The 22,066-nt window shown below is 59.1% G+C and carries 22 protein-coding genes; 14 read left to right on the top strand and 8 right to left on the bottom strand.

Annotated elements, in window-relative coordinates; genetic code table 11:
• The gene (locus tag AA309_RS14800; protein ID WP_150117575.1) at positions 1–339 is read right to left on the bottom strand and encodes a hypothetical protein; all 339 of its coding nucleotides are present in this window, start codon (positions 337–339) and stop codon (positions 1–3) included.
• Positions 340–632: 293 nt separating this feature from the next.
• Between AA309_RS14800 and AA309_RS14795 the strand changes: the two genes are divergently transcribed.
• Genes AA309_RS14795 through AA309_RS14785 form a run of 3 tightly spaced genes read left to right on the top strand, consistent with a single transcriptional unit; the run spans position 633 to position 3,939 of the window.
• A complete protein-coding gene (locus AA309_RS14795) occupies positions 633–1,598 on the top strand; it encodes a 1-phosphofructokinase family hexose kinase (protein ID WP_047189802.1) in 966 nt (321 codons plus the stop codon).
• 48 nt (positions 1,599–1,646) lie between these two features.
• Positions 1,647–3,335: an alpha-glucan family phosphorylase gene (gene glgP, locus AA309_RS14790; protein WP_244470366.1), complete on the top strand. Its 1,689-nt coding sequence runs from the start codon at positions 1,647–1,649 to the stop codon at positions 3,333–3,335.
• A gap of 19 nt (positions 3,336–3,354) precedes the next feature.
• On the top strand, positions 3,355–3,939 hold the full coding sequence (locus AA309_RS14785; RefSeq protein WP_047189801.1) for an NAD(P)H-dependent oxidoreductase: 585 nt from the start codon (positions 3,355–3,357) through the stop codon (positions 3,937–3,939).
• Positions 3,940–3,951: 12 nt separating this feature from the next.
• Here the strand turns inward: AA309_RS14785 and AA309_RS14780 are convergent, their stop codons facing one another.
• The gene (locus AA309_RS14780) at positions 3,952–4,650 is read right to left on the bottom strand and encodes a DUF1003 domain-containing protein (RefSeq protein WP_052954739.1); all 699 of its coding nucleotides are present in this window, start codon (positions 4,648–4,650) and stop codon (positions 3,952–3,954) included.
• A gap of 119 nt (positions 4,651–4,769) precedes the next feature.
• On the opposite strand from AA309_RS14780, the gene AA309_RS14775 reads away from it, so the two are divergent.
• A complete protein-coding gene (locus AA309_RS14775) occupies positions 4,770–6,371 on the top strand; it encodes an MBL fold metallo-hydrolase (protein ID WP_150117574.1) in 1,602 nt (533 codons plus the stop codon).
• Positions 6,372–6,456: 85 nt separating this feature from the next.
• A complete protein-coding gene (locus AA309_RS14770) occupies positions 6,457–6,852 on the top strand; it encodes a hypothetical protein (RefSeq protein ID WP_047189799.1) in 396 nt (131 codons plus the stop codon).
• A gap of 150 nt (positions 6,853–7,002) precedes the next feature.
• Here the strand turns inward: AA309_RS14770 and AA309_RS14765 are convergent, their stop codons facing one another.
• The 4 genes from AA309_RS14765 to AA309_RS14750 form a co-directional block, all read right to left on the bottom strand.
• Entirely contained in the window at positions 7,003–7,362 is a 360-nt protein-coding gene (locus tag AA309_RS14765; RefSeq protein WP_052954737.1) for a hypothetical protein, read from the bottom strand.
• A 32-nt stretch (positions 7,363–7,394) separates the two neighbouring features.
• Positions 7,395–7,745, bottom strand: coding sequence for a hypothetical protein (locus tag AA309_RS34290; protein ID WP_150117573.1), 351 nt, complete (start codon positions 7,743–7,745; stop codon positions 7,395–7,397).
• Between the two features lie 74 nt (positions 7,746–7,819).
• Positions 7,820–8,803, bottom strand: a complete 984-nt coding sequence (locus AA309_RS14755; RefSeq protein ID WP_047189797.1) for a zinc-dependent alcohol dehydrogenase family protein — start codon at positions 8,801–8,803, stop codon at positions 7,820–7,822.
• Between the two features lie 9 nt (positions 8,804–8,812).
• Complete coding sequence (locus AA309_RS14750; protein WP_150117572.1) at positions 8,813–9,097, bottom strand: hypothetical protein; 285 nt, start codon at positions 9,095–9,097, stop codon at positions 8,813–8,815.
• A gap of 182 nt (positions 9,098–9,279) precedes the next feature.
• On the opposite strand from AA309_RS14750, the gene AA309_RS14745 reads away from it, so the two are divergent.
• A complete protein-coding gene (locus tag AA309_RS14745) occupies positions 9,280–9,483 on the top strand; it encodes a hypothetical protein (RefSeq protein WP_244470365.1) in 204 nt (67 codons plus the stop codon).
• 75 nt (positions 9,484–9,558) lie between these two features.
• Here AA309_RS14745 and AA309_RS14740 read toward each other — a convergent pair whose 3' ends face one another.
• A complete protein-coding gene (locus tag AA309_RS14740; protein ID WP_047189794.1) occupies positions 9,559–10,497 on the bottom strand; it encodes a dihydrodipicolinate synthase family protein in 939 nt (312 codons plus the stop codon).
• A gap of 37 nt (positions 10,498–10,534) precedes the next feature.
• Positions 10,535–12,268: an IlvD/Edd family dehydratase gene (locus AA309_RS14735; RefSeq protein WP_047189793.1), complete on the bottom strand. Its 1,734-nt coding sequence runs from the start codon at positions 12,266–12,268 to the stop codon at positions 10,535–10,537.
• Between the two features lie 156 nt (positions 12,269–12,424).
• Between AA309_RS14735 and ytfQ the strand changes: the two genes are divergently transcribed.
• From ytfQ to mmsB, 8 genes are all read left to right on the top strand, one after another.
• Positions 12,425–13,387 carry a galactofuranose ABC transporter, galactofuranose-binding protein YtfQ gene (gene ytfQ / locus AA309_RS14730; protein ID WP_150117571.1) on the top strand — a complete coding sequence of 321 codons (963 nt, stop codon included), beginning with the start codon at positions 12,425–12,427 and terminating at the stop codon, positions 13,385–13,387.
• Positions 13,388–13,484: 97 nt separating this feature from the next.
• Positions 13,485–14,996: a galactofuranose ABC transporter, ATP-binding protein YtfR gene (gene ytfR, locus AA309_RS14725; protein WP_047189792.1), complete on the top strand. Its 1,512-nt coding sequence runs from the start codon at positions 13,485–13,487 to the stop codon at positions 14,994–14,996.
• A complete protein-coding gene (ytfT, locus tag AA309_RS14720) occupies positions 14,993–15,997 on the top strand; it encodes a galactofuranose ABC transporter, ATP-binding protein YtfT (protein WP_084731258.1) in 1,005 nt (334 codons plus the stop codon). Before ytfR ends, ytfT begins: the two co-directional genes overlap by 4 nt.
• Positions 15,997–16,953 (top strand): galactofuranose ABC transporter, permease protein YjfF, encoded by a 957-nt coding sequence (gene yjfF / locus AA309_RS14715; RefSeq protein WP_047189926.1) that lies wholly within the window; start codon positions 15,997–15,999, stop codon positions 16,951–16,953. The genes ytfT and yjfF overlap by 1 nt, the downstream gene beginning before the upstream one ends.
• 18 nt (positions 16,954–16,971) lie before the next feature.
• Positions 16,972–17,745 (top strand): FadR/GntR family transcriptional regulator, encoded by a 774-nt coding sequence (locus AA309_RS14710; RefSeq protein WP_047189790.1) that lies wholly within the window; start codon positions 16,972–16,974, stop codon positions 17,743–17,745.
• A gap of 292 nt (positions 17,746–18,037) precedes the next feature.
• On the top strand, positions 18,038–19,102 hold the full coding sequence (gene chvE / locus AA309_RS14705; protein WP_047189789.1) for a multiple monosaccharide ABC transporter substrate-binding protein: 1,065 nt from the start codon (positions 18,038–18,040) through the stop codon (positions 19,100–19,102).
• A 99-nt stretch (positions 19,103–19,201) separates the two neighbouring features.
• A complete protein-coding gene (mmsA, locus tag AA309_RS14700) occupies positions 19,202–20,731 on the top strand; it encodes a multiple monosaccharide ABC transporter ATP-binding protein (protein ID WP_047189788.1) in 1,530 nt (509 codons plus the stop codon).
• Between the two features lies 1 nt (position 20,732).
• Positions 20,733–21,932, top strand: a complete 1,200-nt coding sequence (gene mmsB, locus AA309_RS14695; protein ID WP_047189787.1) for a multiple monosaccharide ABC transporter permease — start codon at positions 20,733–20,735, stop codon at positions 21,930–21,932.
• Positions 21,933–22,066: the final 134 nt, after the last annotated feature.

Raw genomic sequence — 22,066 nt, 5'->3', positions numbered from 1 at the left:
TTAAGAGGTTTTTGTCACTGCAGCGAGGAGAAGCATGACATGTCCTTCTCCCCAGGTCGGGAGGACAAGGCGGGCATAAGAATTTAAAGGAGAACGGTAATAGGTCGGAGCGCGCTGAGATACCGCCATGCGGCATTGTTCAGTGAAACCTTCCAATGGAGCATTTTGCGCGATCTCATCGGAGAATTTGCCGGCGAGGGAGGCCCCGTAATCCTGAGCGATCTTTTCGCCTGCCGTTTCGAAACGAAACCGGTCCGGATTCTCGAAGGCGGTCAACAGCATAAGATTTGAGGAAAGCTCAGGCATTTGGGAGAGATCGACATCATCGGAGAAAGGCATGGGGTTCTCGCCGCGGAGCAGATCTTTCCAATAAGCCAGAGCCTTGGCGAGGTCGGGTTCGAGGTTGTCGGGCAGAGACGTGGAGAGAGCTGCTGATGTCATGTCTGGTCTCACCGAAATGCGCTTTGCGTGCCGCATCTTATCGCACAAGGTCGAAAACTCTCAGTCCGACTTTTGGGTGTCCTGTCTTAGTCGCTGGGGATCTGCTGTTCTCTACCCTATAAAGGAAAGTTCGATCCTCGTGGCTCTAGAAGGGACTTCGAGGCTTGAGCCGATGAGGGGAGGCGAAGGAATTGCCGGATATTGTAACGCTAACGATGAACCCGGCGCTCGATGTCTCGACGAGTGCAGAGGCTGTCGTCCCCACGGACAAGGTTCGCTGCAGTGCTGTCCAGCATGATCCGGGTGGAGGTGGCATCAACGTGGCACGTGTCGTTCAGACCCTGGGTGGCCAAGCCCTCGCGGTTTATCCGGCCGGTGGCCCGACAGGGTTGATGCTGGAGAGGCTTTTGGAACGGGCAGGCGTTCCATCCCGGCATGTTCCGATCAGCGGCTTCACGCGGGAGAGCTTCACAATCGACGAGCGGAGAAGCGGACTTCAATATCGCTTCGTTCTGTCCGGTCCGGAAATCAGTGCAGCAGAGAGGCAGACTTGCCTTGAAGAGCTGGCGCGAGCCGCTGAAGGCGCTCGCATCATCGTCTTGAGCGGGAGCTTTCCTCCCGGCGTGTCTCCCGACTTCGTCCAGGATGTCGCCGATCTCTCGAAAACGCTTGGCTGCCGTTTCGTGCTCGATACGTCGGGTGAAGCCCTGCGCCATGTCAAATCTGGAGCCTACCTTCTCAAACCCAGCATTCGCGAACTGCGAGAGTGGGTAGGACAGGAGTTGCGCAGTGAGGCCGAGCAGGTCGAAGCTGCCCGGCAATTGATTGATCGAGGTATCAGCGAAGTGATGGTTGTTTCGCAAGGGGCTGAGGGTGCACTTCTGGTCACGGCTGATGGTTACGAAAAACTCGCACCTATCGAGGTGCCGATCAGAAGTGCAGTCGGCGCAGGGGACAGCATGGTCGCGGCCATATGCTTCGGTCTCGTTCAGGGCCTCGACCTGCGCCATGCCGTACGTCTCGGCATGGCCGCGGGGGCGGCAACCCTGATGACGCCGGGAACTGGGCTATGCCGCAGAGAAGATGTCGAGCGTCTCTATGCTGAGCGGATCGCTCAGGAAACCATCGAGCCCCTTAGAGGCGTAGGAAGCCGCTAGTCCTGGACTCCTGATCTTTCCGTCACCACCAAAGCTTTGGAGAATGCTGTGTCTGTGATTGATAGCTACCTGTCGCGAACACGGATCGCCTATTTCTCCATGGAGATCGCGCTCAGAAGCGAGATGCGCACCTATTCCGGAGGCCTGGGCGTCCTTGCCGGCGATACGGTGCGCTCTGCCGCCGACCTCGAAATGCCGATGGTGTTCGTGACGCTGGCAAGTCGGCAGGGCTATCTTCGGCAGGAGATCGACGCCAAGGGGCAGCAGATCGACCATGCCGATCCTTGGGAGCCGGACGATTGGGCGACCCCGCTTCCGGATGCCATGGCGGTTACGATCGAGGGACGGAATGTCTGGGTCCGGCCCTGGCTCTACGAATGGGTTTCCCCCCGTGGCTATAAAGTTCCGGTAATCATGCTCGATACGCATGTCGACGAGAACGATCTCCATGATCGCGGCATTACTCACAGGCTCTACGGTGGGGACGATGCATACCGTCTCAAACAGGAGATCCTGCTCGGCATCGGCGGAGAGCAGGTTCTGCGAGCACTCGGGTTCAAGATCGAGACCTATCACCTCAATGAGGGGCATGCTGCGCTGCTGCCTCTCGCACTGCTGCGCCGTGGTGATGACATCGAAGCGGTCAGGAGACGTTGCGTCTTCACTACCCATACGCCCGTCGAAGCGGGGCATGACCGCTTTAGTTACGAGCAAGTCGCACACATTCTCGGGGAGTTTCTGGACATCGATCAAATCAAGGCCTTGGCTGGTGATGATCTGCTCAACATGACGCGGCTTGCCTTGAATCTCAGCTCGTACGTGAATGGCGTTTCTCTCCGCCATGCGGAGACGACACGGCAGATGTTCCCCGGCCATCGCATTCATGCGGTGACCAATGGCGTCCACGCCCGGCAATGGACGCACCCTGCATTCGCGCGTCTGTTTCACGACACAGCGCCGGATTGGGATGTGCGGCCGGAAGCTCTAGCGCGAGTCATCCACCTCAGCGATGAGGCAGTCTGGCGAGCTCACGAGGAGGCGAAGGGAGATCTGATCGCTCTGGCGCAGGAGGCAGCCCGTCAAAGTCTCGATCCTGCTCTTCCTATTATCGGCTTCGCGCGCCGCATGACCGGATACAAGCGCGCTGGCCTGCTGCTCAGCGATTGGTCCAGATTGATGGAAATCCATCACCTCTTTCCGTTTCAGATCGTCATGGCCGGCAAGGCCCATCCGCGCGATGAGGGCGGAAAGCAGCTGATCCATGAGATTACTGCACAGGCGCATCATGCAAGGATCCCGATCGCCTTCATTCCTAATTACCAGATGGACCTCGCCAAGATCATCGTGGCCGGCAGCGATATCTGGCTGAACACGCCTCTGCCGCCCCTTGAAGCCTCGGGAACGAGCGGTATGAAGGCTGCCCTCAACGGTGTTCTGAACTTCAGCACCCTCGACGGCTGGTGGCTTGAAGGATGTGAGGAGGGAATCACAGGCTGGGGTATTGGGCAGGAAGGATCGCCCGATGATCACGCGCGCATACTCTACGACAAATTGGAGAACACCATCCTGCCGTTCTATTGCAAAAACAGATCCGGTTGGATCGGCATGATGAAGCACGCCATTGCGAAGATCGGGCCGGTGTTCAATACGCAGCGCATGATGCGGGCCTATGCCAGCGAGGCCTATTTGCTGCATGTCAAAGACGCGACCGACCAATCCCTGTTGACTGGGGAATGATCAAGGTCGGGAGGCAGGGTTGACCCGCATTGTTATCCTTCAGGGGCATCCAACGCCGGGCGGCCAACATTACTGCCATGCTCTGGCGGAGGCTTATGCTCAGGGCGCGGCGAAAGGCGGTCATGACGTTCGCCTCATCTCTGTGGCGGAGCTCGATTTTCCGCTTCTTCGTTCCAAAAGCGATTGGGAGAATGATTCCCCGCCGACTGCCATCGAACAGGCGCAGCAATCGCTGGCCTGGGCCGAGCATTTCGTGATCATCTACCCACTCTGGCTGGGAGGCATGCCGGCGCTTCTCAAAGGGCTTCTCGAGCAGGCTCTCCGACCTGCCTTTATGACGGGTGGCGCAGGTGCGGGAGTCAGTTGGAAGACGGCTCTCAAGGGCAAGTCGAGCCGCATCATCATCACCATGGGCATGCCCGGCTTTGCGTTCCGCTGGTATTTCGGCGCACACAGCCTGAAAAGCCTCAAGCGCAGCATCCTGTCGCTCGTGGGTGTCGGCCCTAACCGGCATACGCTCATCGGAAGGATCGAGGGAATGAGCGATGCCAAACGGAAAGCCTGGCTCGCTTCTGTCGCAGACCTCGGACGGAAAGCGCGATAGGCTACACTTTCTCTAGCGACGCTCCTGAAGAAGCTCGATCTGCAACTCCTGTATCTCCGCAAGCCTTTCCCATTGCCGCGAGATCAGGTGATCGATCTTCTCGTGAAGATGCCGGATTTCCAGCTCTGCCTTGAGGTTGACCCGATAGTCATTGAGAGAACGCAGCCGGTCCTTCGCCTCCTGCCGTTTCTGGCTCATCATGATGATCGGAGCCTGGACGGCGGCTAGGCATGACAGGACGAGGTTGAGAAGGATGTAAGGGTAAGGATCGAACGCTTCCCTACCGCCAAGGGTGTTGATGCCAGTCCAGCCCGCCAGGACCAGGCCGAAGAAAATGAGGAAGGTCCAGCTGCCGCCGAAGGTTGCCAGCCCATCGGACAGTTTCTCTCCGATGGTGCGGCGCTCGTCATAACTGGCCTCGATATTCATCGAGACCGTGGCCCCTTCGGCAAGGGAGCGGGTGACCTCCTGATCGAGCTTGGTCAATTCGCCCCGTTCCTGCCGCAGCAACTCCTCCACGTAGAGCATGCGGTAGCGGTCCACGGCCGCACGGCTGATACGAGCGTCCAGCGTCAGTGATGGATGGTCCCTCAGGATCCGATCCACGAGGGCAGGGTGGAGGTGATCCAGTACGACGAACTCCCGCTGCGGGTAGGATTTGCCGGTAATCGGACAGAGGGCATTGGTTGAAGACGGGACCCGGGATGTCATGAATTGTCCTCCGCGGATTTGGCGGGTCGCTTGGCATGGATCAAACTTAGCCGCACAAAGGCTGACTATATAGCCGCATCCGCTTCCTTGCGAGCTTGTCATCTCAGAACAGGTGTTCCTTGTCCCTTCGCATACATTTCCTTGGCGCCGCCCATGCCGTCACAGGCTCCTGCTTCCTGCTGGAAACGAACGAGACCCGGGTTCTCGTCGATTGCGGAATGTTCCAGGGTGCCAAGTCAGAGAAAGAGCTGAATTACCGGCAGTTTCCGTTCAGGGCGTCGCAGCTTGACGCCCTGTGCCTGACCCATGCCCATATCGACCATAGCGGCCTCATCCCAAAGCTCGTGAATGCCGGGTTCAATGGGCCGATCTATGCGACGGCCGCGACAGCGGATCTGGCCTCGATCATGCTGCCGGACTCTGGGCATATTCAGGAGCTCGAGGTCGATCAGCTCAATCGGCGCAACAGCCGCCGAGGCCGGCCGACAGTCACTCCGATCTACACCGCCGAAGATGCAGTTGCCTCCCTTGATCAGTTCCGGCCCGTGGCTTACGGGCAATGGCGGGAGCTCGCTCCTGGCTTCAAGGCTCGTTACTGGAATGCAGGTCATCTCCTGGGATCCGCCTCCATCGAGATGGAGGTCATTTCCGGTGGAAATGACAAGGCTGTTCGCCTCCTTTTCTCGGGCGATGTGGGACCAGACTACAAGCTCCTGCAGCCCGATCCGGTTGGTCCGAGCGGTCTCGATTATGTCATCCTGGAAGGCACCTATGGCGATGCGGATCGTGCTGGCATCACCATAGAACGCCGCCGTCGCATGCTGCGAGACGAAGTGCGCGCAGCAATGCGGCCGAGCGGCGTGCTTCTCATCCCATCCTTCGCGGTTGAGCGGACGCAGGAGCTGCTCGTCGATCTGCTGGAGCTGATGGAAGCTGGAGAACTGCCGGAAATCCCCGTTTTCATCGACTCACCACTGGCCACCAAGGCGAGCGCCATCTTCAAGAAACACGCCCATGAATTGCGGAACGGCAAGGATCTGGTCGAGGCGCTCGAGAAGCGCTGGGTTCGATTTACGGAGAGTGTAGAGCAGAGCAAGGCCATTGACCGTATTCATAGTTTTCACATCGTGACGGCCGCGAGCGGTATGTGTGAGGCGGGCCGGATCCGGCACCACCTGAAGGCATGGCTCTGGCGCGAAGAGGCGACCGTGCTGTTCGTTGGCTATCAGGCACAGGGCTCGCTCGGACGCATCCTGCAGGATGGAGCGACGCGGGTACGGATCCAGGGAGAGGACGTGAGGGTTCGAGCCCGAATGAGAAGCCTCGATCTCTATTCCGGACATGCGGATGGGCCTGAGCTGAAAACCTGGCTCACCGAGCGGCTGCCGGTTCGGCGCGGTGTTTTCCTGGTCCACGGTGAGGAGGTTCCTCTTCAAGCCTTGCAATCTTCGCTGAGTGGAACTGTTCCGGGCGACCGGGTGGTCATTCCTGAGCTCGACGACATCTATGAATTATCCGGCGACAAGGCTGTCCAGGTGGATGATCATGAGCGTCGCCTGGAGCCCGCGGTCGTGGGGCGGCAGGACTGGAGCAATGATTATTCCAAGCTGCTGATCGACATCAACGAGGCCCTCGACAAGGCTGCCGACAAGCGGGCAAAGGCCGTCATTGTCAGACGCCTGCGCCGCGCCCTGAAGGAAGCGGAGGAGGCTGAGGCTTGAGAAGATCAAGGAGAGGGAGGGGCGCTCCTCTAGGGTCAAGCATGGCTGCGTGATAGAATGATCAGGCGCGGTCTTGGAGGAAATCATGCTTTACCACATCACCCTTCACCTCGCCCGGTCCAAGGATTATCCCGAGGGTAGCTCGAAATTCGGCTATGAAATCACGGCCCCGCTCGATGCTGCAGCAACGCTGGATGCGGCCGAATGGAAAGAGACGCGAGCTCTCTGCCGTGTCAGGCGATTTTGGGGCGACGAGTTCGACCGGCATGGCTACCTAATTCACCGTCCCGGAGGCTCCGGCGGGGCGACCTGGGCCATTGACTACGATCCTAAGCGTGTAATCGACGATGAAGCGGGATATCGCCTCAACAAGCATCGGTTTGCGGTGGGAGAGTACGTCTCCATCCAGGATGAAGATGAGGAACTCCACACATTCCAGGTGGTCGAAGCTCGGCCAATCAAGACGGCTGAGAAGCTCTAGAGCATCAGACTGATCCCGAAAGTTCAAGTCCACTTTCGGGTCCAATGCTCTAGGAGGATAGGAACACGGGCACCTTGCTGCTCTTGAGCATCAACTGGGTGACGCCGCCCAGCACTCTCTGGCGCAGACGAGAATGAACGAAAGCGCCCATCACGATAAGATGTGCCCGGAAGTATAACCCGCCTGCGTCCGTAAGGTCTGGCCGATATCGCCGTCGGTTGCGGCCGTGTCCTTGACGGTGCAGTTGATGCCGTGACGGGCCAAGTAGGGCGCGGGCCCAACTTCTTTGACAGACTTCGACAGGTCCTCCTCGCCCAGTATGCTGACGATCTCGATCTCCTGTGCTGCTCTTAGGAAGGGCAGGGCGTCGTTGACGGCGCGGCCCGCCTTCGCGCTGCCATCCCGGGCGATGAGCACATGCTTGGCGATGAAGCGGTTTATGCCCGGTGGAACGACGATCATCGGAGCGCCACCATTGAACAGGGCTTCCTCGAGAAGACCGCGGTTCAAACTCAGTGTATCCGTCTCCGCATCGAAAACCGTCAGGTCAGACGCGGGCGCTTTTCGCGAACAATGTCGAGAGTGCAGGGTAATGCTCCTGAACCACTTCGGCCGTGCAGGCAACACCCTGGGCAGAGCCGCCTGCCGAGCTTGATCAGCCAATGTCTGGGTGTCTGGGCAAGTCTCCTAAGGCGGGTATTTTCCTCTTCGATCAGCCGATCTGTGACTTGGCTCACGAAGGCGTGAGACACCGTCACCTTCGGCGACAGAACCGGAATGGAGGCGTGGGCTTGGGCCTGCTGCGCGAGAGAAAGACCATAATCGATAGCGGCAGGCTGGGACCGTTCATCGCGACACAGGCCGATCAACAAGCTCTTGATATTCTGCAGCATGACTTCCCCCTCTTTGGAAGAAGATGCCTCCAGATTTGATCGCCGACATTGATTGCAATCAACGCGTCGTGAGCCTAAGGCACAAGAACGGCAGCGCCCTGAAGGCGTCCCTGACGTAGAGCCGCCAAGGCCTCGTTGGCCGCCTCGAGCCGATAGACGACAGTTTCAATTTTGATACCGGCCTTGGGCGCGATCGCCAGAAAATCATGAGCGTCTTGACGGGTGAGATTGGCGACAGAGAGGATCTGCCGCTCTCCCCACAGCAGCCGATAGGGGAACTGCGGAATGTCACTCATGTGAATGCCTCCGCAGACAACCCGGCCACCTTTGCGGACAGCCTTCAGGGCAAGCGGTACCAGATACCCGACAGGGGCGAAGATAATCGCTGCCTCCAGGTGTTCCGGGGGTGACTCGTCCGAGCCGCCAGCCCAAATCGCACCAAGGGAGCGAGCGAAATCCTGCGCAGTCAGATCGCCCGGACGCGTGAAAGCGAAGACTTTGCGCCCCTGCCAGACACAGACCTGAGCGATAATATGAGCGGCAGCCCCGAAGCCATAGATTCCAATTTTCTGACCATCGCCTGCCGCAACAAGGGAGCGCCATCCGATGAGGCCCGCGCATAGGAGAGGGGCAATGGCCACGGGATCGGCATTCTCCGGCAGCTTGAACGCATAGGCGGCATCAGCCACGGCATGGGTGGCAAATCCCCCATCCCGCGTGTAGCCCGTGAACAAAGGGGCATCGCACAGGTTCTCGCGGTTCGACAGGCAATAAGGGCAGTGCCCGCAGGTATAGCCGAGCCAGGGAATGCCCACACGCTCTCCAGCCTGGAGCCCCGTCACGCTACTTCCAAAAGCTTCGATGCGCCCCACGATTTCATGACCGGGGATGAGAGGCAGCTTCGGATGGGGCAAATCGCCGTCAACCACGTGCAGGTCCGTCCGGCAGACAGCGCAGGCCTCGACCCTGATCCTGATCTCGCCGGGACTGGGCATAGGAAGAGGGCGCTCCTCCAGCGCGAGGGGCGCGCGCTGTTCCCGAAGGACCATGGCCCTCATGACAGAGCCTTACAGCTGAAGCTCCTGAGCCACTTTCTTCTCCAAAGCGGCGAGTTCCATGGCTATGGAGGTGTGTCGCTCGTCATGTCGGCGCTTCAATTCCTGGATCAGCTCGCTTTTGTGCGACTCGGAATAGGAGCCGTTCTTGGCAGCCTGGAGTTTCTTCTCGAAAGCGCATTCGAGATCGGCGATTTCGGCCAATAGGGATTGCATGTGAGCCAGAAGATTCGGTGAATACATCCGGCCTGGCCCTGACGCGCTCTGCACAGCTCGGGAAACAACGTGGGTTGTCATGGCTTCCTCCATTCTTGCAATGGCTCCCACCCGCATGGCTTTCTGCACCATTTAAGAGCAGAGCACTATGGTAATGGTTGGGCACCTCAGCAGAACGAGGCTCGGCTAGGCCGGAAAAGGCTTTCAGGCATTGACGCCGATCAAGAAACTGCCTCGGCTTAAGCGTTATAGAGACCCTTCAGATGATGGAGAGGATGATGCTCGGATGGGTCGTGCGGATCATCATGATCGTTGCAGGCGTCGTGACGGGCCTGTTCGTGGCCAAGGATGCGCCGCTGTTCGGGGTCGTCCAGACGATGGTGATGCTTCTGCTCCTCGCCCTGATCGTCGCTGTGCTGGCTTTTTGGCCCGAGCGCTGGTCGCTCAAGCGGCGGCGGGTACGCTGACGACCTGAAGAGAAAAAGGCGCAGCAAGAAATTCCTGCTGTGCCCTTTTTGCCAGTTTGGTAGAATGATTCAGCCTTACCGGCCCCAGCGAAGCACGAGCGGATCAAGACGGCGGGCGATCTCGATGAGGCCCTTGCGCGTTTCGGGGTGAAGCGGCTGAAGCGGGTGGCGGACGGCATCCGACTTGATCACGCCACCCTCCTTCATGAGCGCCTTGGCGGCGGACAGCCCGCACTGGCGGTTCTCGTAGTTGATGAGAGGGAGCCACCGCTCGTAAGCCGCAGCCGCTTCCTCGCGGTTTCCTGCAAAGTACGGATCGATGATCTTACGGATGCCGTCGGGATAAGCACCGCCCGTCATTGCGCCCGTAGCGCCCGCATCGAGATCGGCCATGAGGGTGATCGCCTCCTCGCCATCCCAGGGCCCTTCGATGGCCTCACCGCCCAGCGTGATGAGTTCGCGCAGTTTGTTGGCAGTGCCGGCCACCTCGATCTTGAAATACGAGACATTGGCGATTTCCTTCGCCATGCGCGCGAGAAAGGTGGGCGACATTGAAGTGCCCGCCATGGGGGCGTCCTGGATCATGATTGGGATGCTGACGGCATCCGATACTCGGCGGAAGAACTCGTAGATGCCTGATTCCGAGACGCGCAGCGTCGCGCCATAGAAGGGCGGCATGATCATCACCATTGCAGCTCCCGCCTCCTGCGCCCGCTTCGAGCGGTCGGCGCAGATTTCGGTCGAGAAATGGCTCGTGGTGACGATGACGGGCACACGTCCTGCCACATGGTCGAGAACGGTATGCATCACGGCATCGCGCTCGGCATCGGTGAGCAGGAACTGCTCGGAGAAGTTGGCGAGGATGCAGACGCCGTCTGAGCCGGCGTCGATCATGAAATCGATAGCCCGCTTCTGGCCATCAAGATCGAGCTGGCCATTGTCGCTGAAGATGGTCGGAGCGACCGGAAACACGCCGCGATAGGGGCGGACTGAAGACCTTTCGAGCGAAGTCATGTTCTCTCCCTGAAATCTCGTCTGTTGAGTATTGATGTTAATGGTTGTCGCGCGGGACAGGTGATCCGGTTTTCCCGACGAGGAAGTCGAGATCCGCGCCTTTGTCCGCCTGCATCACATGATCCACGTACATCTTCACATAGCCACGGGTAGCATGCGGCTCCGGCGCAAGCCAGGCGGCGCGACGGCGCTCCAATTCCTCAGCCTCCACATGGAGATGGAGGCTACGGGCTGCCACGTCGAGGGTGATCAGATCGCCGTTCTGGACGAGCGCCAGCGGGCCGCCGGCTGCGGCTTCGGGGGCTACATGCAAAACGACCGTACCGTAAGCCGTGCCCGACATGCGGGCATCCGAGATGCGGATCATGTCGCGTACGCCCTTCTTCAGCAGCTTCTGGGGCAAGGGCATGTTGCCGACCTCGGCCATTCCCGGATAGCCCTTCGGTCCGCAGTTTTTCAGCACCATGATGCAGGTCTCGTCGATGTCGAGAGTGTCATCGTCGATACGGTGGTGCAGGTCCTCGATTGTTTCGAACACAACGGCGCGGCCCGTATGCTTCATGAGTTCAGGAGAGGCCGCGGACGGCTTGATGACCGCGCCGTTGGGCGCCAGATTCCCCTGCAGGATCGCAATGCCGGCTTCCGGCTTGAATGGCTCCTCGAAGGTGGTGATCACCTCGCGGTTCCAGCAGGGCGCATCCTTCACGTTTTCCCAGATCGGCTTGCCGTTCGCGGTCAGGGCATTCTTGTGCAGAAGGCCCTTTTCGCCCAGCGTACGCAGTACGACTGGCAGGCCGCCTGCGTAGTAGAAGTCCTCCATGAGGAAGCGGCCCGACGGCATCAGGTCAACAAGGCAGTGAACATCACGACCAAGACGGTCGAAGTCATCAAGTGTGAGCTCTATTCCAGCGCGGCCAGCCATGGCAAGTAGATGGACAACGGCGTTGGTCGACCCGCCGATGGCGGCGAGGGTGCGGATGGCGTTCTCGAAAGCCTGGCGGGTCAGCAGCTTCGAGAGAACGAGGTCCTCGTTCACCATCTCGACGATGCGGCGACCAGCCATGCGGGCGAGATGATTGCGGCGCGCGTCTGCCGCCGGGATTGCGGCGTTCTCTGGCAAGCCGACGCCGAGCGCTTCCACCATGGACGCCATGGTCGAGCCGGTACCCATGGTCATGCAGTGACCGGCCGAGCGATTCATCGCGCCTTCGGCTTCATGGAATTCCTTCAGGGTGATCTCACCCGCGCGCAGCTGCTCGCTCATGGAAATGATGTTGGTGCCCGAGCCGATATACTTGCCACGGTAGACACCGCGCAGCTGCGGGCCGCCCGAAACGCCGATGGTCGGAAGATCCGCGGAGGCAGCCCCCATCAACAGGGCAGGGGTGGTCTTATCGCAGCCCATGAGCAGAACGACACCATCGAGCGGATGAGCGCGGATGGCTTCTTCCACATCCATCGCTGCGAGGTTCCGGAAGAGCATTGCGGTCGGGCGCATCGTCACCTCGCCGAGGGAGGAGACAGGAAACTCCAACGGGAAGCCGCCCGCATCCAGCACGCCGTATTTCACATGCTCTGCAATGGTGCGGAAATGTGCGTTGCAAGGCGTCAGCTCGGACCAGGTGTTGCAGATGCCGATGACGGGACGTCCCTCGAACTGGTCCTGCGGGAAGCCGCTGTTCTTCAGGAACGAGCGGTAATAAAATCCCATCTTATCCTGGCGGCCGAACCAGGCTTGGCTGCGCAGCTGGCGTTTCTTGTCTTCGCTCACTTTTCTATCCTTGAACCTTGCGGCAACGCTGTGGGGAGATCCTCTGACTACGACTAATGTCGCATGGTTGCCGTTCAATTGGCATATAATATGATAAATAGGCAGCTGTTAAGGCTGCTAAAGTCTAAAATCAAGGAAACCAGTGGGAGAAAACGCATGAAGGCTCGTCATCTTCTGACGACGATTGGTATGGCTGCGCTGATGCTGTCGTCGGGGGCTGCTTACGCCCAAAACAAAATGACCGTTGGCTTTTCGCAGGTCGGATCGGAGTCCGGTTGGCGAGCAGCTGAGACGAAGGTCTCCAAGATCGAAGCCGAAAAGCGCGGCATCGATCTGAAGATCTCTGACGCTCAGCAGAAACAGGAAAACCAGATCCGTGCCGTCCGCTCCTTCATCGCGCAGGGCGTCGACGCCATTCTCCTTGCTCCGGTTGTCGCGACCGGTTGGGATGCCGTGCTCAAGGAGGCCAAGGAAGCCAAGATCCCCGTGGTGCTGCTCGACCGGTCCATCGAGACAAAGGACGAATCGCTCTATCTGACCGCTGTGACCTCCGATACCGTCTATGAGGGCAAGGTCGCCGGCGAGTGGCTCGCCAAGGAAACCGGCGGCAAGTGCAATGTGGTCGAACTGCAGGGTACCGTAGGCTCCAGCCCGGCGATCAACCGCAAGAAGGGGTTCGATCAGGTCGTGGCCGCCAATCCCGGGATGAAGATCATCCGCACCCAGTCCGGCGACTTCACCCGCACCAAGGGCAAAGAGGTGATGGAAAGCTTCATCAAGGCTGAAGGCGGCGGCAAGAACATCTGCGCCGTCTACGCCCACAACGACGACATGGCTATCGGCGCCATCCAAGCCATCAAGGAAGCTGGCCTGAAGCCCGGTAAGGACATCAAGGTCGTCTCCATCGACGCCGTGCCGGACATCTTCAAGGCCATGGGCGACGGCGAGGCTAATGTGACTGTCGAGCTGACGCCCAACATGGCCGGTCCCGCATTGGATGCCCTTACGGCCTACAAGAAGAACGGCACCATGCCCAAGAAGTGGATCCAGACGGAGTCCAAGGTCTACACGCCGGAGACGGCGAAGGCCGAGTACGAGAAGCGCAAGGAACTCTACTGACCTCTCGGATCCACAGGCGGCAGGTGTGGGGGCATACCTGCCGCCTCTCATGTTCCGCTCTTAACGGGCGGTTTACCCGTGAGCTGGCGAGAGATTCATGCAGTTGAAGAGCGAGCAGCCCGATCTTCTTGAGATCAGTGGCCTGACAAAGGGTTTTCCGGGCGTTCAGGCGCTAGACCATGTCGATTTCACCCTGCGCGCCGGCGAGATCCACGGTCTTCTCGGTGAAAATGGAGCTGGCAAGTCCACGCTAATCAAGGTGCTCACGGGCGTCTTCAGGCGCGACGGCGGCAGCATATGCCTCGATGGACAGGAAATCGAAGCGCGGGATCCTGCAGATGCTCTCTCGCTGGGTATCGGAACCGTTTATCAGGAGGTCAATCTCCTGCCCAATCTCTCTGTTGCGGAGAACCTTTTCATCGGTCGCCAGCCTCACCGTTTCGGCCTTGTTCGGACCGGCGAAATGCGCGGACGTTCATCCGAGCTTCTCGCAACTTACGGCCTTCATATCAATGTGGCCGATCCGTTGGGCAGCTATTCGGTTGCAGTTCAGCAGATTATTGCGATTGCGCGCGCCGTGGATCTCTCCGCCAAGGTGCTGATCCTGGACGAACCGACGGCGAGTCTCGATGCGCAGGAGGTCGAAACACTCTTTCGCATCCTGAATGATTTGAAGGCGCGAGGTATCGGCATCGTCTTCGTCACTCATTTCCTTGATCAGGTCTATGCCGTGTGCGACCGGATCACTGTGCTCCGCAATGGGCGCCTCGTTGGTTCCCGTCCTATAGCGGAACTCCCACGAATCGAACTCGTCTCCATGATGCTTGGGCGTGAACTGGCAGCGGAGGCTCTCCATCGCAATCAACGCCCGGCTGTGACCGGCAATCCTATGGTGGCCTTCAAGGATTACGGTAAGCGCCGCCTCGTAGAGCCATTCGATCTTGAAATCCGCCCTGGCGAAGTGGTGGGTTTGGCTGGCCTGCTTGGATCCGGGCGCACGGAGACGGCTAAACTGGTCTTCGGCATTGAGCGAGCCGAGAGCGGGCAGGCTTTTGTGGATGGCAAGCCGGTGCGCATCGCGTCCCCTCGGGATGCGTCCAGATTGCGGTTCGGTTTCACTCCCGAAGATCGCAAGACGGAAGGCATTGTTGCGGAACTCTCGATCCGCGAGAACATCATTCTCGCCCTGCAGGCGCAGCGCGGATGGCTGCATCAGATCCCCCGTCGCAAGCAGGACGAGATCGCCAACCGCTTCATCAAGCTGCTCGATATCCGCACGCCCGATGCGGAAAAGCCTATCGGCCTCCTCTCCGGCGGGAACCAGCAGAAGGCGTTGTTGGCCCGTTGGCTCGCAACCGAGCCTCGGTTCCTCATTCTCGACGAGCCGACCCGAGGAATCGATGTCGGTGCGCATGCGGAGATCATCCGCTTGATTGAGCGCTTGTGCGATGACGGTCTCGCCTTGCTCGTGATCTCCTCGGAGCTGGAAGAAATCGCCTCCTACAGCGATCGTGTCGTGGTGCTCCGCGACCGGAAGCATGTGCGTGAATTGTCCGGCCCAGAGGTTAACGCCGATACCATCATGACTACGATTGCGAGCCATCAATGAGCGGAATGATGCAGGTCAGTTCCGCTCGTACGCTTCCCAAGGGCCTGCCGCAGCTGGCGGCGCTGCTGGTGGTCCTTCTCGTCAATTGGCTGGTGTTCCGTGATTTCTTCGCGGTACGCCTCCAGGACGGGCGTCTTTTCGGCAGCCTGATCGATGTGCTGAACCGAGGCGCACCGGTAGCGATCCTTGCGCTGGGGATGACGCTCGTCATTGCCACCCGCGGCATCGATCTCTCCGTTGGTGCCGTGATGGCGATTGCCGGAGCGACAGCGGCCACCTTGACGGCCCAGGGCTATCCGCTTCCGGCGGCATTGGCTGCCGCTGCCGGAGTTGGATTGGCCTGCGGTCTGTGGAACGGCATCCTAGTCGCCATTCTGGAAATCCAGCCCTTCGTTGCCACTCTCATCCTGATGGTTGCCGGTCGTGGTTTCGCACAGCTGATCGCGGAAGGACAGATCATCACCTTTGTCAGTGAAGGCTTCGCAGCCATCGGCGGCGGCTCATTTCTGATGCTGCCCATGCCCGTCGTCATTGCTCTCGCGATGCTGATCGTGACGCATTTCGTGATTCGATATACGGCTCTGGGTCTCTTCATCGAAGCCACCGGAGCCAATGTGCGCTCAAGCGCGTATGCTGGTATTGGCACGAAGGTCGTGACCATCGCCGTTTACATGTGGTGCAGCCTGTGCGCTGCCATCGCAGGGCTGATCGTGACGGCCGATATTCGAGGTGCGGATGCCAATAATGCAGGGCTTTGGCTCGAGCTCGATGCGATTCTGGCCGTCGTTGTCGGTGGTACCTCGCTCTTCGGCGGACGGTTCAGCCTCGGGCTCTCTGTCGTCGGGGCCCTCATCATCCAAGCCATGAATACAGGCATCCTGCTCAGTGGGTTCCCGCCGGAATACAACCTCATCGTAAAGGCCATTGTCGTGCTGGCGGTACTGCTGGCGCAGACGCCCGTCCTGTCCGGGCTCCGCTTTATTTGGAGGGCCAAGGCATGATGCGCCGTCACCTGCCGGTTCTGATCACATTGGCCGTCTTTATTGCAGGCTACCTCATCTGCCTAGCACAGTTCCCGAGCTTTGCCTCGACCCGCGTCATCGGCAATCTTCTGACCGACAATGCTTTTCTCGGTATCGTCGCAGTCGGCATGACCTTCGTAATTCTATCGGGTGGAATCGATCTGTCGGTTGGCTCAGTCATTGCCTTCACGGGCGTTTTTCTGGCCGTATCCATCGAGCGGTACGGCCTCAATCCCTACTTGGCCTTCGTGCTGATCATGGGCCTCGCGGCCTTGTTCGGAGCCGGGATGGGTTTCCTGATCCATACCTTCCAGATCCCGGCCTTCATCGTGACCCTTGCCGGGATGTTCCTGGCGAGGGGCATGTGCTTCGTCCTCACAACGGATTCGATCCCTATCAATGCTCCGGCCTATGGCCAGATCACGGAGATCGCCCTTCGATTGCCGGGAGGAGGGCGTCTCACGTTCATCGCCCTGATCATGCTGGCCGTCTTTGGCCTAGGGATCGTGCTGGCGCATTTCACCCGGTTTGGTGCCGATGTCTATGCACTTGGCGGCAACCGAACATCGGCGGAGCTGATGGGCGTTCCGGTCGGGAAGACGACAGTCCGGATCTACATGTTGTCGAGTTTTCTGGCGGCCTTGGCTGGAATAGTCTTTTCTTTCTATACTTCGGCGGGTTATTCCCTGGCAGCAACCGGGGTTGAGCTCGACACGATTGCTGCAGTCGTTATTGGCGGCACTCTTCTGACGGGCGGCTCCGGAACGATCATCGGCACGCTCATCGGCGTGCTCATTCAGGGATTGATCCAAACCTACATTACCTTTGAGGGGACCTTGAGTTCCTGGTGGACCAAGATCGCGATCGGTGCGCTACTATTCGCCTTCATCGTTCTGCAGAGGGGACTGTCGGCGGCGTCGATCCGGGCAAGGTAGAGTTTCAAGAGCTTCATCATGGTTTTGGCAAACGACCTCCGCAAGCCTGCAAGAACGCGGTCCGCCCACGACCTCGTAGCCCATGGCATTGGCCAAAACATCATGAGGGGCCGCTTTCCAGTTGGCAGCACCCTGCCAGGCGACGTCGAGTTGATGGAACTGTTTGGGGTCTCCCGCACAGCTCTTCGGGAAGCCTTGAAGACATTGGCGGCGAAAGGCCTCATCGAGTCCAAGACCAAGGTCGGTACGAAGGTTTTGGACCGCAACAACTGGAATATGTTCGACGCCGACATTCTCGAATGGCATCTCGAGATGGGTGTCGATGCCCAGTTCCTCGGCTGGCTCTTCGAAATCCGGCAGACATTGGAACCCTTCGCCTGTGCCACAGCTGCTCTGAGGCGAACGCTGAAGCAGCTGGAGGACATGCGGAAGGCACTGCAGGCCATGTATGGCTGCGCCACCAATCGCCAGGGCTTCACCAAAGCGGATCTGGCCTTCCATCAAGCCATTCTCGAAGCCTCGGGCAATCCTTTCCTACAATCGATTGGGTCGCTGATTGGTGCGGCGCTTGCCACCTCCTTTACGATCAGCTCTCCCGTTTCGAGCGATGCCCGTTTCGAGGAGGTGATGGAGCAACATCAGGCCGTTTTCGACGCTATTGAGCAACAGAATCCATCGGCTGCCAGCGCGGCGATGTCCGCACTGATCGTACAGGCGGCCGAGCGTGTCCGAATCAAACACGGCGACGCTGCCTTGGCGACCATTCCGACGCATGCTTTCTCAGATGATTGAGTTCGTGCCGCCTGAAGGATTGGACGCTCTGGAAGATCGCGTAGGGCCATTTCTCCGCGCGAAAATAGTATTATAGTATTATTGGGTGATTAGGCGCGTGACTTTTGGAGTTGAATGGCCTGATATGCGAGTTGCAAGGGCTCCTGAAGAAGGGCCCTGTGGTGCCGCTGGCTGCTTGGGTGACGCTCTTCGAAACGGGTGAGCTGCCTAGGCCTGCTGCGTGGGAACTCTAGATATGAGCCGGCACAGCCGTGGACCGCCCCGGCCATAGGATGAAAAAGGGAGAACGACCTTGAGGACTTTAACGACTGCATTGGCAGCGCTGGCTCTCGGAGCGACCAGCCTGCTCGCTCCGGCTCTGGCCCAGGACAAGGGTACCGTCGGCGTGGCGATGCCCACGAAGTCATCCGCGCGCTGGATCGACGATGGCAACAACATGGTCAAGGTGCTGAAGGAGAAGGGCTACAACGTCGACCTTCAGTACGCCGAAGACGACATTCCGAACCAGCTCTCGCAGATCGAGAACATGATCACCAAAGGCGCCAAGGTGCTGGTGATCGCGGCGATCGACGGCACGACACTCTCGGACGCTCTCCAGCAGGCCGCTGACAAAGGCATCAAGGTCATTGCCTATGACCGCCTGATCCGTAACTCCAAGAACGTCGACTACTATGCCACGTTCGACAACTTCCAGGTCGGCGTCCTCCAGGGGAGCTATATCGAGAAGGCGCTCGGCCTGAAGGAGGGTAAGGGTCCGTTCAATATCGAGCTCTTCGGTGGCTCGCCAGACGACAATAATGCCTACTTCTTCTACAATGGCGCCATGTCGGTGCTCGATCCGTACATCAAGAGCGGCAAGCTCAAAGTGGTGAGCGGCCAGACGGGTATGGACAAGGTTTCGACTCTGCGCTGGGACGGTGCTGTCGCTCAGGCTCGTATGGATAACCTGCTCAGCGCTTATTACACCGACAAGCGTGTGGACGCCGTTCTCTCGCCCTATGACGGCTTGAGCATCGGCATCATCTCCTCGCTCAAGGGTGTCGGCTACGGCACGCCGAAGCAGCCCATGCCGGTGATTACCGGTCAGGACGCCGAGGTTCCTTCCATTAAGTCGATCCTGGCCAAGGAGCAGACTCAGACGGTGTTCAAGGACACCCGCGAGCTCGCCAAGGTCACCGTCAACATGGTGGACGCTGTTCTGTCGGGCAAGCAGCCTGAGGTGAACGACACCAAGACCTATGAGAACGGCGTGAAGGTCGTTCCCGCCTACCTGCTGAAGCCGGTCAGTGTCGATGCTTCGAACTGGAAGGAAGTTCTGGTCGGCAGCGGCTACTACAAGGAAGACCAGTTCAAGTAGGACTTGAACCGAAGACGGACCCTGCGCACCCGCGCGGGGTCCTTGCTCATTTCTGAAAGGGCTTGGGGCCCGTTCCTTGAGTTGCCTGAGGTTTAAGCGATGAATGCGATCCTTGAGATGCGAGGGATCACCAAGACGTTTCCGGGCGTGAAAGCGCTCGACAACGTCAACATCACCGTCAAGGCCGGTGAAATCCACGCGCTTGTCGGAGAGAACGGTGCGGGAAAATCGACTTTGATGAAGGTTCTGAGCGGCGTGTACCCGCACGGCTCCTATTCCGGCGAGATCATCTATGAAGGTGAGGAGCGGCGCTTCAGGGGGATCGCGGACAGCGAAGAACTCGGCATCATCATCATTCACCAGGAACTGGCTCTGGTGCCACTCTTGTCGATTGCGGAAAACATTTTTCTCGGCAACGAGCAGGCCAAGTTCGGTGTGATCGACTGGTCGGCGGTTTTTTCGCGCACCAAGCAGCTGCTCAAGACCGTGGGGCTGAATGAATCCCCGGAAACGCTCGTCACCAATATCGGTGTCGGCAAGCAGCAGCTCGTCGAGATCGCCAAGGCCCTGTCCAAGAAGGTTAAGCTGCTGATCCTGGACGAGCCGACGGCAAGCTTGAACGAGAAGGACAGCGACGCACTCCTGAATCTGCTCCTGCAGTTCAAGGCACAGGGGATTTCATCGATCCTGATTTCCCACAAGCTCAACGAGATTACGAAAGTTGCGGATTCCATCACGGTCCTTCGCGATGGCAGCACAGTCGAGACCCTGGATTGCCACGCCGGGGAAATCAGCGAAGACCGGATCATTCGCGGCATGGTCGGCCGTACCATGGAGGACCGCTATCCGAAGCGTGACTCCCGGATCGGAGAGACCATTTTCCAGGTCGAGAACTGGTCGGCCTATCATCCGCTTCATTCGAACGTGCAGGTCGTCAAGAACCTCAACCTGAACATCCGCCGCGGCGAGATCGTTGGCATTGCAGGTCTTATGGGGGCAGGGCGGACCGAATTCGCCATGAGCCTCTTCGGTCGCAGCTATGGCCAGAACATCTCGGGCCGCGTGCTGCTGCACGGTAAGGAGATCGACGTCAGCACGGTGGAAAAGGCCGTTGCGAACGGCATTGCCTACGCTACTGAGGACCGCAAAACCTATGGTCTGGTTCTTGAGGAGGACATTCGCAAGAATATCTCCCTGGCGAACCTCGACGGCGTGGCAAAAAATCTTGTCATCGACGACATTCGCGAGCTTGCGGTTGCCAATGATTATCGTAGCAGGATGCGGATCCGCTCGTCCAACGTGTTCCAGGAAACGGTGAACCTGTCGGGCGGTAATCAACAGAAGGTCGTCCTTAGCAAGTGGCTCTTCTCCGATCCGGAGATCCTCATTCTGGACGAGCCGACCCGTGGCATCGACGTAGGTGCGAAATACGAAATCTACACGATCATCAACGGCTTGGCGGATACCGGAAAAGGTGTCCTCATGATCTCCTCCGAGATGCCGGAGCTGCTCGGAATGTGCGACCGGATCTATGTGATGAACGAGGGCTCCCTGATCGCCGAACTCGACGTCGCCGAGGCCTCACAGGAAAAAATCATGCACGCTATCGTTAAGTCGGGGAGACGCTGAGATGGATACGAGAACTGCTGACGAGCTTCACGTTCCCCAGCAAAAGACGTCGTGGCTGGAGTTCATCAAGACCCATTTCCGCGACTACGGCATGTTGCTTGCGCTCCTTGTGATCATGCTGTTCTTCCAGGTCGCGACGGACGGCACCCTGCTGCGGCCGCTCAATCTCACGAACCTAGTTCTGCAGAACAGCTATATCGTCATCATGGCGCTCGGCATGCTGCTGGTCATTGTGGCCGGGCATATCGACCTGTCGGTCGGCTCCATCGTCGGCTTCGTGGGCGGCTTGGCTGCCATGATGATGGTGAGGTGGGGCTTCGATCCCGTGACGACCACCATCGCCTGTCTGGTGGTGGGCGGCCTTATCGGCGCGGCTCAGGGCTATTGGGTGGCCTATTTCAAGGTGCCTTCCTTCATCGTCACGCTCGCTGGCATGCTCGTGTTCAAGGGGCTGACGTTGGCGCTTCTGGGCGGCATGTCCGTCGGTCCGTTCCCGGTTGTCTTCCAGCGCCTGAGCTCCGGCTTCATTCCGGACTTCTTCGGCGGTGAGGGGTTCAACTACACCTCGCTCTTCATCGGCGTCGCGAGCGTCATCGCCATCGTCTATTTCAGCATTCGCAGCCGTGCGAACCAGCTGAAGCACGACGTGGAGACGGCGCCTTTCGGCCTGTTCGTAGCCAAGAACGCGCTTCTCGCCCTGCTCGTGGTCGCGTTCTGCTACCTGATGGCGACCTATCGCGGCCTGCCGAACGTGCTGGTCATTATGGCGGTGCTGATCATCCTCTATGCCTTCGTGACCAATCGCACGACGATCGGACGGCGTATCTACGCGCTGGGCGGCAACGAGAAGGCGGCGCGGCTCTCGGGCATCAAGACCGAGCGCCTGACCTTCCTGACCTTCGTGAACATGGGCGTGCTCGCTGGTCTTGCCGGTCTCATCTTCGCGGCGCGCCTCAACACGGCGACTCCCAAGGCGGGTCTCGGATTCGAGCTTGACGTGATCGCGGCCGTCTTCATCGGTGGCGCCTCGGCCACGGGTGGTGTCGGCAAGGTCACGGGTGCGGTGATCGGCGCCTTCGTCATGGGTGTCATGAATAACGGCATGTCGATCCTCGGCATCGGAATCGACTATCAGCAGGTCATCAAAGGCCTGGTGCTGCTCGCAGCCGTATCTCTCGACGTATACAATCGAAAGAAGTAACACGGAGCCCTCGCTTCGCGGCGGGGGTTTAAGCCTTGACGGGGGCGCTTGGCCTCCTTGCCTGTCAGCGGGCAGGGCAAACTTGAGCCTGCATACGGAATGGAGAAATGCTGATGACCAAGAACTATATTGCG

This window comes from Microvirga vignae (assembly GCF_001017175.1).
GTDB lineage: Bacteria > Pseudomonadota > Alphaproteobacteria > Rhizobiales > Beijerinckiaceae > Microvirga > Microvirga vignae.
This window is presented reverse-complemented; position numbering and strand designations above follow the sequence as displayed.

Bases quoted from the DNA above. Each gene is read 5' to 3' on its own strand.
- ytfT (WP_084731258.1), top strand. From the start codon at position 14,993: ATGAGCGGAATGATGCAGGTCAGTTCCGCTCGTACGCTTCCCAAGGGC.
- AA309_RS34290 (WP_150117573.1), bottom strand. From the start codon at position 7,745: ATGCTGCAGAATATCAAGAGCTTGTTGATCGGCCTGTGTCGCGATGAA.
- AA309_RS14800 (WP_150117575.1), bottom strand. From the start codon at position 339: ATGCCTTTCTCCGATGATGTCGATCTCTCCCAAATGCCTGAGCTTTCC.
- ytfR (WP_047189792.1), top strand. From the start codon at position 13,485: ATGCAGTTGAAGAGCGAGCAGCCCGATCTTCTTGAGATCAGTGGCCTG.
- ytfQ (WP_150117571.1), top strand. From the start codon at position 12,425: ATGAAGGCTCGTCATCTTCTGACGACGATTGGTATGGCTGCGCTGATG.
- AA309_RS14710 (WP_047189790.1), top strand. From the start codon at position 16,972: ATGGTTTTGGCAAACGACCTCCGCAAGCCTGCAAGAACGCGGTCCGCC.
- yjfF (WP_047189926.1), top strand. From the start codon at position 15,997: ATGCGCCGTCACCTGCCGGTTCTGATCACATTGGCCGTCTTTATTGCA.
- AA309_RS14770 (WP_047189799.1), top strand. From the start codon at position 6,457: ATGCTTTACCACATCACCCTTCACCTCGCCCGGTCCAAGGATTATCCC.
- AA309_RS14740 (WP_047189794.1), bottom strand. From the start codon at position 10,497: ATGACTTCGCTCGAAAGGTCTTCAGTCCGCCCCTATCGCGGCGTGTTT.
- AA309_RS14750 (WP_150117572.1), bottom strand. From the start codon at position 9,097: ATGACAACCCACGTTGTTTCCCGAGCTGTGCAGAGCGCGTCAGGGCCA.
- AA309_RS14745 (WP_244470365.1), top strand. From the start codon at position 9,280: ATGATGGAGAGGATGATGCTCGGATGGGTCGTGCGGATCATCATGATC.
- AA309_RS14780 (WP_052954739.1), bottom strand. From the start codon at position 4,650: ATGACATCCCGGGTCCCGTCTTCAACCAATGCCCTCTGTCCGATTACC.
- AA309_RS14755 (WP_047189797.1), bottom strand. From the start codon at position 8,803: ATGAGGGCCATGGTCCTTCGGGAACAGCGCGCGCCCCTCGCGCTGGAG.
- mmsB (WP_047189787.1), top strand. From the start codon at position 20,733: ATGGATACGAGAACTGCTGACGAGCTTCACGTTCCCCAGCAAAAGACG.
- mmsA (WP_047189788.1), top strand. From the start codon at position 19,202: ATGAATGCGATCCTTGAGATGCGAGGGATCACCAAGACGTTTCCGGGC.